This is a genomic window from Sphingomonas sp. BT-65 (assembly GCF_026107375.2).
GTDB lineage: Bacteria > Pseudomonadota > Alphaproteobacteria > Sphingomonadales > Sphingomonadaceae > Sphingomonas.
Map to the genome: position 1 here is coordinate 2,266,685 of NZ_JAPCIA010000001.1, position 12,355 is coordinate 2,279,039.

Genomic DNA, 12,355 nt, shown 5'->3' on the forward strand with positions numbered 1-12,355 from the left:
CTCCCGCGAGCCGCCCTCAGGCCGGCGCGTGGCCGTAGTAGCGCAGGATCTCCATCAGCCGATCGATGGTGATGCCTTCGTCCTGATCGATCGCGAGGGCATGATCAGGGTCCATGATGCGCAGCGTGGGACGTTGCCGGTCGGGCTGCGGGAAGACATGGACGCTCTGTGGCTCGGTGCCGATATAGGTTTCGAGCCGGTTGCATAGCCAGCCGGTCCACGGCCCCCAGTCGGGAAAGGCGCCGTCGTCGAAGCCCTCGATATATTTGTCGAAATTCTCGCGCGACAGGGTGGACCAGCAGCCGAAGCCGAACTTTTCCGCCAAGCCGCGCACCGGGATTTCGAGCACGGCGCGAACGAAGAAATACTTGCCGCCGAGCACGCAGAAATCCTCGGACAGGAAGTCGCCTTCCAGCCGGATGGCGCCGTTCGGCTCGCGCGCTTCGCCGTGCGGCCAGGGATCGGGCGCGAACGCCGCCAGGTCCATCATGCCGTGATGGACCTCACCGCACCCGGCGCAGGTCCATACATCGGAAAAGGGATTGGCGGGCTTTGCCCGGCGGAACCAGCTCATGCCGCGATCCTAGGCGCGCGTATGCGGGCGGATCAATCGTGCTCCCGCCCGCCCGAGCCCATGTAGAGCTCGCTGCCGGTTTCCTTGAAGACGGCGCTCATCGCGGCCATGCCCGCCTCGGCTTCTTCCGCGCCTAGCGGCGCGGCCCCTCCGTCATCGCTGCGCGATGCCACCTCCCCTGAAGGGGAGGAATTGGTGGCGGCGAGGAAGCTCTCAGCGCCCTGGTTCTGCTTCGCGGCGAAGTCCCGCACCTCCTGCGTGATCTTCATCGAGCAGAATTTCGGCCCGCACATCGAGCAGAAATGCGCGGTCTTGGCGCCTTCCGCGGGGAGGGTCTGGTCGTGATACTGCTCGGCGGTGTCGGGATCGAGCGACAGGTTGAACTGGTCGCGCCAGCGGAACTCGAACCTCGCACGGCTCAGCGCGTCGTCGCGCATCTTCGCGGCGGGGTGGCCCTTGGCGAGATCGGCGGCGTGGGCGGCGAGCTTGTAGGTCACCACGCCGACCTTGACGTCGTCGCGGTCGGGAAGCCCCAGATGCTCCTTGGGCGTGACGTAGCAGAGCATCGCCGTGCCGTACCAGCCGATCATCGCCGCGCCGATGCCGCTGGTGATATGGTCATAGCCCGGCGCGATGTCGGTGGTGAGCGGCCCGAGCGTGTAGAAGGGCGCCTCGCCGCACGCCTGCAGCTGCTTGTCCATATTCTCCTTGATCTTGTGCATCGGCACATGGCCGGGGCCCTCGATCATCACCTGCACGTCCTGTTCCCAGGCGCGCCTGGTGAGCTCGCCCAGCGTGTAGAGCTCGGCGAACTGGGCCTCGTCATTGGCGTCGGCGATCGAGCCGGGGCGCAGGCCGTCGCCCAATGAATAGGCGATGTCGTAGGCCTTCATGATCTCGGTGATCTCGTCGAACTTCTCGTAGAGGAAGCTCTCGCGGTGGTGGGCGAGGCACCATTTCGCCATGATCGAGCCGCCGCGGCTGACGATGCCGGTGACGCGCCTGGCGGTCATCGGGATGTAGGGCAGGCGCACGCCGGCGTGGATCGTGAAATAATCGACGCCCTGCTCGGCCTGCTCGATCAGCGTGTCGCGGAAGATCTCCCAGGTCAGGTCCTCGGCGATGCCGCCGACCTTCTCGAGCGCCTGGTAGATCGGGACGGTGCCGACCGGGACGGGCGAGTTGCGCAGGATCCATTCGCGCGTGTCGTGGATGTTGCGGCCGGTGGAGAGGTCCATGATCGTGTCGGCGCCCCAGCGGATCGCCCACACCATCTTGTCGACCTCGGCCGCGACGTCGGAGGCGACGGCGGAGTTGCCGATATTGGCGTTGATCTTGACCAGGAAGTTGCGACCGATCGCCATCGGCTCGGATTCGGGGTGGTTGATGTTGCTGGGGATGATCGCGCGGCCCCGCGCCACCTCGTCGCGGACGAATTCGGGGGTGACATAGTCGGGGATCGAGGCGCCCCAGTCCTCGCCGTCTCGCACATATTCGGCGAGCCTCTCGCGGCCGAGATTCTCGCGGGTGGCGACATATTCCATCTCGGGCGTGACGATGCCGCGGCGGGCATAGTGCATCTGGGAGACGTTGGCGCCGGGCCGGGCGCGGAGCACCTGCTTGCGGACATTGGGGAAGGGCTGGACGCCGCCGTTTCTGTTGCCGCTCCGCGCAACAGCGCTCGCGGTGCGGTCGGGGCCGAGCTGGCCATTGTCCTCGGGGCGGACCTCACGCTGGGCGACTTCCTCGACGTCGCCTCGGTTGCGGATCCAGTCGCGGCGCAGCTCGGGCAGGCCGGCCATGATGTCGATACGGGCTTCGGGGTCGGTGTAGGGGCCGGAGCAGTCATAGACGCGCAGCGGGGGTTCGCCGGAGGAAGGTTCGAGATGGATCTCGCGCATCGCTACGCCGAGCGGGCCGACATGGATTTTCTTCGAGCCGCGGATCGGGCCGGTGGTGACCTTCAATTCGGTGCGCGCGGGCCGCTGGCTTCCAGCGGAAGCCAGTTCAACCTTCGAATCAATATCGGCCATTCGTCACTACTCCTCAGACGGGAGAGGACGGACTTCGGGAGAAAGCCGCTCCCTCCCTACGCCGGTGTCAGCCGGATCAGGTTCAGCGGGTCGGAAGCTGCTGCTTCCCTCTCAAGCGCGCGTCAGCGCTCCCCCGGGGATGGCCGGACTCTAGAGGGCGGCGCGGCAAAGGTCCAGCGGCGGTTAGCCGAGGACCTTGCGCACGAGGATGGCGATCCACAGCAACAGCCCCGCCGCGCCGCCCGCCAGCGTCCAGCGCACGGCATGGCGCAGCAGGCGCGCCTGCACGTCCATCGAGCGGATGAAGGCGGCGAACAGGCGCTGGCGCAGCGCGTCGCTGTCGTCGAGCCCTTCGCCATCGACCTCCTCGCCAAGCAGCATCGCGCGCAGGCACAGGAAGCTCGACACGATCAGCGGAACGAGCGAGGCGCAGCAGAGCAGGGTCAGCACCGGCTGGCGCGCGGCGTCGAGGCTAAGCGGCGCGCCGGGCGAGGCGGAGATCGGATGCGTGCCGATCGTGATCATCAGCGCGTTGAAGGCGAGCATCGCGCCGAGCCGCACCGAGAGATCGAGATCGCGGTTCTGGAGATAGTCGAGATCGGCGGCGAAGCCCGCGTCGATCCGCTCGCCGCGTATCGCCTGGAACGCGCGGAAGGCAGAGCGGAAGCTGCGGGGACGCCGGGCCATGCGGCACAGCCTAGCCGCATGGCCGCGCCGCGCAATCCCGGTCAGAAGGTCAGCGCCAGCCCCGCACCGAAGGTCCAGTTGTGGCGCGAGCCGGCGATCGCGACGATGGGCGAGTCGGCGAAGTCGCCCAGCAGCTTCCGGTAGGAGACGCCGGTGACAAGGGCGAGGCCCTTGGTCAGGTCGCCGGTCAGCGCATAGGTGAACAGGCCGCCGACGGTGATGTCCTTTTGCCCGCCTTCGGGCGTGAACACGGGCAGGCCGCTCGCCACGCTGCCCGCGGGGGTGACGCCGAAATAGGTGCGGGCGTAATCGTCCTCGACGAACTCGGCCGAGGCGAAGATGCCGACCAGCGCCTTGGTGCTGAGTGGCGTCGTATAATTGATCGAGGGGGTCCAGATGCCACTCTTGTGGATCTTGGTCACGTCGTGGCGATAGGAGAGCGAGAGCGAGAGCTTGTCATAGTCGCTGGTGATGAGGCCGGTCTTGCCGATGCCGACGAAGCCGCCGACCTCGACCGCTGTGTCGATCTCGCCCAGCGCGGCGACGCGCGAATCCTCGATCGCGTCGATGTTGGTGCGATTGAGGTTGAGCACCGCGACCGGGCCGAACTGGAAGTCCCAGGTGGGGCCGGTGGGATTGGGGATCAGGTCCATGCTGGCGCGGTTGCCGAGCACGGTGAAGCTCATCCCCGCGATCGTGCCGTTGGCGGCGGGGAGCGGGGTCCAGCGCTTGTCGTCCGAGCCCTCATAGTCGGGGATGTTGGCGACGCCCGCGCCGATGGTGAGCCGCGCGGCGCCCTCCTCGGCCGCGGCGGCCTGCTCGGCTGCCGCCTGCGTCGGCGCGGTCTCCCCCGCGGGCGGGTTCACCGCTTCGGCAGGCGGCGCATCCTGGGCGAAGGCGGGCGTGGCGACGAGCGCGATGGCGGGGAACAGGGCGTGACGCATTGAGTAGCTTCCTGAAACTGTTTCAGGTGCGCAACGCCGCAGCGCGCGAATGGATGCGAGCGAATTGTTACAAAGAGTTGCGGCGGACAGTTTCCGGGGCGCGACTTGCCGTCATGCCGCGAGCATGGCTGTGCGCGAAATCCCCGACCCCACGGTCGGTACCGCAGAGCCGGTCCCAGAAGCGGAAATAGAGGCCATAGTTGCACCCGTATTGCGCGTGGTGCCGCTGATGGTGGCTCGCCGTGATCAGCCACGCCCCCAAGGGCCCCCGCCACATCGCCCGCGGGAAGATCTCCCAGCCCATGTGATTGGTGACGCCCATCACCGTCATGATTGCGAGCACGATGCCCAATGCGGCGGCGTGGATCGGGATGAGGAAGACGAGCGCCGGGATCACCACTGCGCCGGTCACCGCCTCGATCGGATGGAAGCTCATCGCCGCCCAGGCGGTCGGGGGCCGGCTGGCATGGTGGACGGCATGGGCGAGGCGGAACCAGCGCGGCCGGTGCATCCAGCGGTGGGTCCAGTAGAACCAGGCGTCGTGCGCGAGGAGATAGAGGAGGACCGAGACGGGAAGGTACCAGAGCGGCCAGGCGTCGAGATCGGTATAGATCCGCGTCCAGCCGCGGTTCTGCCAGCCCCAGGCGACCACCCCCGCGGGGATGCCGTAGATCGCCGCGCTGGCGAGGCTCCAGCGGATCTCCTGGGCCATCTGCTTGTCGAGCCCGCGATAGAGGCCGGGATGCTTGAGCCGCGTCGCCCAGGCGAAACCGCCCGAGACGATCAGATAGCGCATCCCGACGATCAGCGTCATCGCGAGCGCGGAGAGGAGGATGGCGGTCAATCCAACCATTGCCGCGGGTCCATGGCATGATGCAGGACGCGGATGACCAGTACGATGTCGTCTTCGTAGCGGTAGAAAATGCGATGCCGCCCGCACGGAAGGCAGCGCGGCCGTCGCTTCAGTTCCGCAACAAGAACTCCCAGCTCGGGAAACTCGGAAAGCAGGGCAAATGCTTTGTGGAGTTCGGACACATAGGCGTCGGCCACGTCAACTCCGAACATCGCAATGCTGTAACTGGCGATCTCGTCCAGATCGACGAACGCTTCATTGCTGAGCTCGACCCGAACCATCGGCTCAGCCCTGGTTACGCGCGTCGTCTATTTTCCGCCTGAGACGAGCAAAGACTTCCTCCACGGAATGCTCGCTCACGCCGGATGCCAAGCCCTTGTCGATTTCGGCCTGCAGCACGCGCAGCTTCTCCGCATATTCCTGATCCCTGCGCATCAGGTCGCGGACATAATCGCTGGTGCTGCTGTAGCGGCCCTCGGCGACGCGGGATTCGGCCCAGGCCTTGAGGCCTTCGGGGAGCGAGACGTTCATCTGTGCCATAAACATAATATAGGATTTTGCGCTAAGATTGACAACGCGCGAAAGCAGCGGTGCCACAGCGACACGCCCTATTCCGCGTAGATCATCCTGCGCGTCATCCCGCCGTCGACGACGATCTGCTGCCCGGTGATGAAGCCCGCGCCCGCGCTGGCGAGGAAGACGACGGTCGCGGCGATGTCCTCGGGCACGCCGACGCGGCCGACAGGATGCTGTTCGCGATCGATCGCGCGGTGATCGGGCTCGCGCCGCTTCGACGCCTTCGCCCAGGGGCCGGTCTCGATCCAGCCGGGCAGGATCGCGTTGACGCGGATCGCCGGGCCGAGGCTGACGGCGAGTGCATGGGTGAGCGCGACCAGCCCGCCCTTGGCCGCGGCATAGGCCTCGCAATGCGGCTCGGACTGGAGCGCGCGGGTCGAGGCCATGAGGATGATCGAGCCCTTGCGCGGACGCAGCAGCGGCACGGCGGCGCGGACCATCAGGAAGCCGCCGGTCAGGTGGCTGTCGATCCATTTGTGCCAGCCCGCAAGGCTGAGCGCCTCGACCGGGCCGTTCACCGGGTTGGCGGCGCCGGCATTGCTGACGAGCAGATCGAGGCCGGGCTCCTCGCCCAATTCCCTGAGCCACACGCCGAACGCGTCGAACGCGTCGCCCACCGCCTGCTCGTCGCCGACATCGAGCGTCAGCGCGAGCAGCGGCCGGGGCGCGTGCGCCGCGGCGAGTTCCTTCACCGCCTGCGCGTCGAGGTCGAGCGCGGCGACGGCCCAGCCTTCGCCGAGCAGCCGCTCGACCACCGCGCGACCAATGCCTTGCGCCCCGCCGGTGACGATCGCTGTCTTCATGCGGCGCCAACGCGGGGACACGCGAAAGGCTTCATGCGGCCGGGGCGATCAAGTCGATACAGTCCTGCGCCAGAGCGTCCAGCTCGGCGCGTGGCGCGCGCGCACGGGCACGCACGCTGAGCGAATGGATCATCGCGGTGACGAACCGCGCCTGCGTCTCGGGCGCGGCGGCGCCCGCGTTGCGCAACAGCCGCTCGACCTGCGCGTCCTCCATCGCGAGGAAGCGCGCGATCGCGGCGCGCACCTCCGGATCGCCGACCGATTCGGTTGCCGCAGTGCTGATGAACAGGCAGCCCGCGGGACCGTTCTCGCCGGTGAGATAACCGTCGATCACCGCATTGAAGAGGCGTTCGAGCATCGCCCGCAACGGCAGATCCGCCTCTCCCAGCCGGACGAAGCCTCGCTCGGCGCGGGCATAGGTGCGCTCGAGCGCGGCGAGGTAGAGCGCCTTCTTGTCGCCGAACGCCGAATAGAGGCTCGGCCGGTTGAGCCGCGTCGCCGCGGCGAGCTCGTCGAGCGACGTGCCCGAATAGCCACTCGCGCGGAACCGCTCGGCCGCTGCGCCCAGCGCCGTATCGGGATCGAACGCACGGGGACGGCCGCGTCCTCTCGAGCTTTCGGGCTTTTTTGTACTATCTCGCATAAAATTCCTTGACCGCCCTGATATTCTTGCGAGATGGTACAAAAATCAACCCCAGGAAGGAGTCGTGCCATGAAGCTCTATTTCATCCCCTTCGCCTGCTCGCTCGCCACCCGCATCGCGATCGAGGAAGCCGGCCTCGACGCCGAATTCGTGCAGGTGCTGACCGGCCACAAGCTGCCCGACGGCAGCGATTTCCTTAGCGTGAGTCCGATGGGCTATGTTCCGGCGCTGGAGACGCGCTCGGGCATTACGCTGACCGAGGGGCCGGCGGTGCTGCAATATCTCGCCGACAATGCCGCGGACGGCGTGCTCGCCCCGGCGCTGTTCAGCGAGGACCGTTACCGCATGCAGCTGTGGCTCAACTTCATCAGCACCGAGGTGCACAAGGCGGTGTTCGCGCCGCTGTTCGCCAAGGATGCCGGCGAGGCGGAGAAGGCGGCGGCGCTCGGCCGGGTGGCCAAGCCGTTCGGCGTGCTCTCCGCGCATCTCGACGGGCGCGAATATCTCGGCGAGAGCTTCACCGTCGCCGACGCCTATCTGCTCGCGGTGCTCAACTGGTGCGAGACCGCGGGCGTGGACATCGCCGGCTGGCCGGTGTTGCTCGCCTATCGCACGCGGCTGCGCACCCGCCCGTCGGTGGTACGAGCAATGGCAGTGGAGATGCCGCTGCTCAAGGCGGCCTGACATTCGCCTCGCCGCGTCGCAATCGCCCGCGCCCCGGGGGTTTCCCGCGCGCGGGCGATCCGCTAGGCGGCGTCGATGCCAGCCATCATCCATTGCGACGTCGCCATCGTCGGCGGCGGGCTAGCGGGCGGACTGATCGCGCTCGCACTGCGCAAGAAACGCCCCGAGCTCGACATCCGCATCGTCGAAAGCGGCGAGCGCCTTGGCGGCAATCACCTCTGGTCGTTCTTCGCGAGCGACGTCGCGGCCGCCGACCGCTGGCTGGTGGCGCCGCTGATCTCCTATGGCTGGACGCACTACGACGTCGTCTTCCCGGGGCACGCCCGCACGCTCAAGGCAGGCTATTATGCGATCGAGTCCGACCGGCTCGACCAGATGGTGCGCGCCGCGCTGCCCGCGCACGCCGTGATGACCGGGCGCAAGGCGCTGGGGGCGAGCGCGCGCGCGGTGGTGCTGGCCGATGGCGACCGGATCGAGGCGGGCGGGGTGATCGATTGCCGCGGCCCCGGCAACCTGGCGCAGCTCGATCTTGGCTGGCAGAAATTCCTCGGGCGCGAGTTCGCGCTGGCCGAGCCGCATCCGCTCAAGCGCCCGCTGATCATGGACGCGACGGTGGCGCAGGCCGATGGCTATCGCTTCGTCTATGCCCTGCCCTTCGCGGCGACGCGGCTGTTCGTCGAGGACACCTATTACAGCGACACGCCCGAGATCGATACGCCGGTGCTGCGCGCGCGGATCGACGACTGGCTGGCGGCGCGCCGGATCGAGACCGAGGGGGTGACGCGTGAGGAGACCGGCGTGCTGCCGGTGGCGATGGGCGGCGATTTCGAGGAATATTGGCGATCGGGCGGCAACCGCGTCGCCAAGGCGGGGATGCGCGCCGGCCTGTTCCATCCGCTCACCGGCTATTCGCTGCCCGACGCTGTGCGCCTCGCGCGGACCATCGCCGATGCGAGCGACCTCAGCGGCCCGGCGCTGCACGAGCTGACCTATGGCTATGCCCGGCGGCAATGGCAGCGGCGCGGATTCTACCGCATGCTTTCGGCGATGCTGTTCCGTGCGGCGGAGCCGGAGGAACGCTATCGCATCCTCGAACGCTTCTACCGGCTGGACGCGGGGCTCATCGCACGCTTCTATGCGGGCCAGTCGAGCCTGCTCGATCGCGCGCGGGTGCTGGTGGGGAAACCGCCGGTGCCGGTCGGACGGGCGCTCAACGTGGTCAAGAGCGTCGCCATCAGGGGAAGCCAGTGAAGCGGGCAGTGGTCATCGGCGCGGGGTTTGGCGGGCTGGCGCTGGCGATCCGTCTGCAGTCGGCGGGGGTCGACACGACGCTGATCGAGGCGCGCGACAAGCCCGGGGGCCGCGCTTATTATTGGGAGAAGGACGGCTTCACCTTCGACGCCGGGCCGACGGTGATCACCGCGCCGCAAGCGCTGGAGGAGCTGTGGGCGCTCTCGGGCCACCGCATGGCGGACGATGTCACGCTGGCGCCGGTCAACCCCTTCTATCGCCTGAACTGGCCCGACGGGACCAATTTCGACTATTCGAACGACGATGCGGCGCTGGCGAGCGAGATCGCCAAGCTCGACCCGGCGGACATCGCGGGCTACCGGCGCTTCCTCGACTATTCGGCCGGGGTCTATCGCGAGGGGTACGAGAAGCTTGGCCAGGTGGCGTTCCTCGACTTCGCCGCGATGGTGAAGGCGGCGCCCGACCTCGCCAGATACCAGGCGTGGCGCAGCGTCTATTCGATCGTCTCGTCCTTCGTGAAGAACGAGAAATTGCGCCAGGCGCTGAGCTTTCACACGCTGCTGATTGGCGGCAATCCGATGACGACCAGCGCGATCTATGCGCTGATCCACAAGCTCGAGCGCGACGGGGGCGTGTGGTTTGCGATGGGCGGCACCAACCGGCTGGTCGCGGGGATGGCGCGGTTGTTCGAGCGATTGGGCGGGGTGCTGCGGCTCGGCGACCCGGTGGCGCAGATCGAGACGCTGGGCGAGCGCGCGACCGCGGTGGTAACCAAGAGCGGCGCGCGCTTCGAAGCCGATGCAGTGGCGAGCAACGCCGACCTGATCCACAGCTATCGCGACCTGCTCAAGGGGTCGCGCAGCGCGCAGCGCACCGCGGCACGGCTGGCGCGCAAGCGCTTCTCGCCCTCGCTGTTCCTCGTCCATTTCGGGGTCAAGGGCAGCTGGCCGGGGATCCCGCACCACATGATCCTGTTCGGGCCACGCTACAAAGAGCTGCTCGAGGATATCTACGACCATGGCGTGCTGAGCCAGGATTCCGCGCTCTACCTTCACCACCCGACGGTGACCGATCCGAGCCTCGCGCCGCCGGGCCATTCGACCTTCTACGCGCTCGCCCCGGTACCGCATCTCGGCAAGTTCCCGGTCGACTGGAGCGAGATCACGCCGGTGCTGGAGAAGCGCATCCTCGACGAGGTCGGGCGGCGGCTGATCCCCGACATCCATGCGCGCATTGTGACCAAGTTCAGCTATGCGCCGAACGACTTCCGCGACGATCTCGGCGCGCATCTGGGCAGCGCGTTCAGCCTCGAGCCGATCCTGTCGCAGAGCGCGTATTTCCGCGCGCACAATCGCGACGACTCGATCCCCAACCTCTATTTCGTCGGCGCCGGCACGCATCCGGGCGCCGGCATCCCCGGCGTGGTCGGCAGCGCCAAGGCGACCGCCGCGCTGATGCTGGAGCAACCATGAGCCTGAAACGCCTCGCCATCTATTGCGGGTCGGCGACCCCCAACGATCCCGTGTTCATCGAGAATGCGCGCTACGTCGGCCGGACTCTCGCCGAGCGCGGGATCGGGGTGGTCTATGGCGGCGGCCGGCTTGGCCTGATGGGCGCCATCGCGGACAGCGCGCTGGCGGCGGGCGGCGAGGTGATCGGGGTGATCCCGCAGGCGCTGGTCGATGCCGAAGTCGCCCATCGCGGCTGCACCGAGCTGCACGTCGTGCGCACGATGCACGAGCGCAAGCAGGCCTTCACCGACCTCTCCGACGGCTTCGTCACTTTGCCCGGCGGCACCGGGACGATGGACGAATTATGGGAGGCGATGAGCTGGGCGCAGATCGGCTATCACGCCAAGCCCGTGGGGCTGCTCAACGTCGCGAGCTTCTATGACGGGCTGATCGAGTTCGTCGGCAAGATGGGCGAGGCCGGCTTTCTGCGGCCGCAGCACCAGGGGCTGCTGATCATCGACAGCGAGCTCGACGGCCTGCTCGGCAAGATGGCCGCGCACCGTCCGGCCGCGACGATCGGCCAGATCGGCGCCAAAGATCTGTGAGCGCGCCCGCGCCGACCCGCGCGTCGGTGGTCGCCGCGGCACAGGACAGCATCGCGCGGGGATCGCGCAGCTTCGCCGCGGCGAGCCAGCTGTTCGACCGCCGGACGCGCGAGCGGGCATGGTTGCTCTATGCCTGGTGCCGCGCGTGCGACGACCTCGCCGACGGGCAGGAGCTGGGGCATGGGGCACGGCCGGTCGCGGATTCCGCCGCGCGGCTGGCGCGGATCCGCGACCTCACCGGCAGGGCGCTGGCCGGGGAATCGACCGGCGACCTGGCATTCGATGCGCTCAAGCTCGTCGCCGGCGAGACGCGCATGCCGCCCCGCTTCGCGCACGACGTGATCGAGGGCTTCGCGCTCGACGCCAAGGGGTGGTTCCCGCGCTCCGAGACCGATCTGCTGCGCTATTGCTATCATGTCGCGGGCGCGGTCGGCTGCATGATGGCGGTGGTGATGGGGGTGGACCCGCAGGACGAGGCGACGCTCGACCGCGCGTGCGATCTCGGCATCGCCTTCCAGCTCGCCAATATCGCGCGCGACATCGAGGCTGACGACCGCATGGGCCGCTGCTATCTGCCCGTCGAGTGGCTGGTCGAGATGGACCTGCCCCCCGGCCAGCACATGAAGCCGCCGTTCCGCGCGCGGCTCGTGGTGATCGCGCGATGGCTGGCGGAGATGGCGGCGGACTATGCCGCGAGCGCGCGGCGCGGCACGCCGGCGTTGCGCTTGCGCTCGGCCTGGGCGGTGCTGGCGGCGGCGGGCATCTATGGCGACATCGCGCGCGAGGTGACGGCGCGCGGCGCGCACGCCTGGGACCATCGCGCGCATACCAGCAATGTGCAGAAGCTCGGCTGGATCGCCCGCGCCCTGCCGCAGGCGATGTTGCGCGATCGGCTCTACCGCCCCGTCCCGCGTCCGGCCGGGCTGTGGACGCGGCCGCGTTAACCGTGTTCAGCGAGACTTGGGTAAAGCCGCTGGCGCCATAGAGGCGGCGATGACCGCGTTATCGCTTCACCTGTCCCGCGCGCTCGCCAAAGGCCGCGCAGCCCCCGCCCCGCCCGCGAGCCGCGCGGACCTTTTGTTCACGCTGCTGCGCAAGCGCGCCGCCGCGCACAATGCCGGCGCGCCGGAGCTCGAAGCGCTGCTGCGCGACCAGATCCGCTGGGCGCTGCCCATCGAGCGGGGTTAAGGACGCCGTTCGCGCTGGGCGAACGGCATGCACGCGTTGCATCCGGGCGCACACGGGCCCAGA

15 protein-coding genes and 1 riboswitch are annotated in these 12,355 nt (G+C 68.1%); of the genes, 6 read left to right on the forward strand and 9 right to left on the reverse strand.

The window, feature by feature from the left end:
• Nucleotides 1-16: 16 nt before the first annotated feature.
• The 9 genes from OK349_RS10780 to OK349_RS10820 form a co-directional block, all read right to left on the reverse strand.
• Entirely contained in the window at nt 17-574 is a 558-nt protein-coding gene (locus OK349_RS10780) for a DUF2199 domain-containing protein (RefSeq protein ID WP_265117809.1), read from the reverse strand.
• Nucleotides 575-606: 32 nt separating this feature from the next.
• A complete protein-coding gene (gene thiC / locus OK349_RS10785) occupies nt 607-2,607 on the reverse strand; it encodes a phosphomethylpyrimidine synthase ThiC (protein ID WP_265117810.1) in 2,001 nt (666 codons plus the stop codon).
• Nucleotides 2,608-2,643: 36 nt separating this feature from the next.
• Nucleotides 2,644-2,752: riboswitch (TPP riboswitch) on the reverse strand.
• A 38-nt stretch (nt 2,753-2,790) separates the two neighbouring features.
• Nucleotides 2,791-3,294 carry a hypothetical protein gene (locus OK349_RS10790; RefSeq protein WP_265117811.1) on the reverse strand — a complete coding sequence of 168 codons (504 nt, stop codon included), beginning with the start codon at nt 3,292-3,294 and terminating at the stop codon, nt 2,791-2,793.
• Between the two features lie 41 nt (nt 3,295-3,335).
• Nucleotides 3,336-4,238 carry a MipA/OmpV family protein gene (locus OK349_RS10795; protein WP_265117812.1) on the reverse strand — a complete coding sequence of 301 codons (903 nt, stop codon included), beginning with the start codon at nt 4,236-4,238 and terminating at the stop codon, nt 3,336-3,338.
• 67 nt (nt 4,239-4,305) lie between these two features.
• Nucleotides 4,306-5,091 (reverse strand): sterol desaturase family protein, encoded by a 786-nt coding sequence (locus OK349_RS10800; RefSeq protein WP_265117813.1) that lies wholly within the window; start codon nt 5,089-5,091, stop codon nt 4,306-4,308.
• Nucleotides 5,079-5,372 (reverse strand): type II toxin-antitoxin system RelE/ParE family toxin, encoded by a 294-nt coding sequence (locus tag OK349_RS10805; RefSeq protein WP_265117814.1) that lies wholly within the window; start codon nt 5,370-5,372, stop codon nt 5,079-5,081. Before OK349_RS10805 ends, OK349_RS10800 begins: the two co-directional genes overlap by 13 nt.
• Before the next feature lie 4 nt (nt 5,373-5,376).
• Nucleotides 5,377-5,631, reverse strand: a complete 255-nt coding sequence (locus tag OK349_RS10810) for a type II toxin-antitoxin system ParD family antitoxin (protein WP_265117815.1) — start codon at nt 5,629-5,631, stop codon at nt 5,377-5,379.
• Nucleotides 5,632-5,699: 68 nt separating this feature from the next.
• Entirely contained in the window at nt 5,700-6,470 is a 771-nt protein-coding gene (locus OK349_RS10815; protein ID WP_265117816.1) for an SDR family NAD(P)-dependent oxidoreductase, read from the reverse strand.
• A 31-nt stretch (nt 6,471-6,501) separates the two neighbouring features.
• Nucleotides 6,502-7,113, reverse strand: coding sequence for a TetR/AcrR family transcriptional regulator (locus OK349_RS10820; RefSeq protein ID WP_265117817.1), 612 nt, complete (start codon nt 7,111-7,113; stop codon nt 6,502-6,504).
• A 69-nt stretch (nt 7,114-7,182) separates the two neighbouring features.
• On the opposite strand from OK349_RS10820, the gene OK349_RS10825 reads away from it, so the two are divergent.
• The 6 genes from OK349_RS10825 to OK349_RS10850 all read left to right on the forward strand — a co-directional run bounded on the left by OK349_RS10825 (nt 7,183) and on the right by OK349_RS10850 (nt 12,292).
• Nucleotides 7,183-7,797: a glutathione binding-like protein gene (locus OK349_RS10825; protein WP_265117818.1), complete on the forward strand. Its 615-nt coding sequence runs from the start codon at nt 7,183-7,185 to the stop codon at nt 7,795-7,797.
• A 75-nt stretch (nt 7,798-7,872) separates the two neighbouring features.
• The gene (crtY, locus tag OK349_RS10830) at nt 7,873-9,048 is read left to right on the forward strand and encodes a lycopene beta-cyclase CrtY (RefSeq protein ID WP_265117819.1); all 1,176 of its coding nucleotides are present in this window, start codon (nt 7,873-7,875) and stop codon (nt 9,046-9,048) included.
• On the forward strand, nt 9,045-10,520 hold the full coding sequence (locus OK349_RS10835) for a phytoene desaturase (RefSeq protein ID WP_265117820.1): 1,476 nt from the start codon (nt 9,045-9,047) through the stop codon (nt 10,518-10,520). The genes crtY and OK349_RS10835 overlap by 4 nt, the downstream gene beginning before the upstream one ends.
• A 2-nt stretch (nt 10,521-10,522) precedes the next feature.
• Entirely contained in the window at nt 10,523-11,104 is a 582-nt protein-coding gene (locus OK349_RS10840) for an LOG family protein (protein ID WP_265118584.1), read from the forward strand.
• Nucleotides 11,101-12,048 (forward strand): phytoene/squalene synthase family protein, encoded by a 948-nt coding sequence (locus tag OK349_RS10845; RefSeq protein ID WP_265117821.1) that lies wholly within the window; start codon nt 11,101-11,103, stop codon nt 12,046-12,048. The genes OK349_RS10840 and OK349_RS10845 overlap by 4 nt, the downstream gene beginning before the upstream one ends.
• 49 nt (nt 12,049-12,097) lie before the next feature.
• Entirely contained in the window at nt 12,098-12,292 is a 195-nt protein-coding gene (locus OK349_RS10850; RefSeq protein ID WP_265117822.1) for a hypothetical protein, read from the forward strand.
• The last annotated feature ends 63 nt before the right edge of the window (nt 12,293-12,355 follow it).

Excerpts from the sequence above, each read along its gene's own strand:
- OK349_RS10780 (WP_265117809.1), bottom strand. The coding sequence starts at position 574 with ATGAGCTGGTTCCGCCGGGCAAAGCCCGCCAATCCCTTTTCCGATGTA.
- thiC (WP_265117810.1), bottom strand. The coding sequence starts at position 2,607 with ATGGCCGATATTGATTCGAAGGTTGAACTGGCTTCCGCTGGAAGCCAG.
- OK349_RS10790 (WP_265117811.1), bottom strand. The coding sequence starts at position 3,294 with ATGGCCCGGCGTCCCCGCAGCTTCCGCTCTGCCTTCCGCGCGTTCCAG.
- OK349_RS10795 (WP_265117812.1), bottom strand. The coding sequence starts at position 4,238 with ATGCGTCACGCCCTGTTCCCCGCCATCGCGCTCGTCGCCACGCCCGCC.
- OK349_RS10800 (WP_265117813.1), bottom strand. The coding sequence starts at position 5,091 with ATGGTTGGATTGACCGCCATCCTCCTCTCCGCGCTCGCGATGACGCTG.
- OK349_RS10805 (WP_265117814.1), bottom strand. The coding sequence starts at position 5,372 with ATGGTTCGGGTCGAGCTCAGCAATGAAGCGTTCGTCGATCTGGACGAG.
- OK349_RS10810 (WP_265117815.1), bottom strand. The coding sequence starts at position 5,631 with ATGGCACAGATGAACGTCTCGCTCCCCGAAGGCCTCAAGGCCTGGGCC.
- OK349_RS10815 (WP_265117816.1), bottom strand. The coding sequence starts at position 6,470 with ATGAAGACAGCGATCGTCACCGGCGGGGCGCAAGGCATTGGTCGCGCG.
- OK349_RS10820 (WP_265117817.1), bottom strand. The coding sequence starts at position 7,113 with ATGCGAGATAGTACAAAAAAGCCCGAAAGCTCGAGAGGACGCGGCCGT.
- OK349_RS10825 (WP_265117818.1), top strand. The coding sequence starts at position 7,183 with ATGAAGCTCTATTTCATCCCCTTCGCCTGCTCGCTCGCCACCCGCATC.
- crtY (WP_265117819.1), top strand. The coding sequence starts at position 7,873 with ATGCCAGCCATCATCCATTGCGACGTCGCCATCGTCGGCGGCGGGCTA.
- OK349_RS10850 (WP_265117822.1), top strand. The coding sequence starts at position 12,098 with ATGACCGCGTTATCGCTTCACCTGTCCCGCGCGCTCGCCAAAGGCCGC.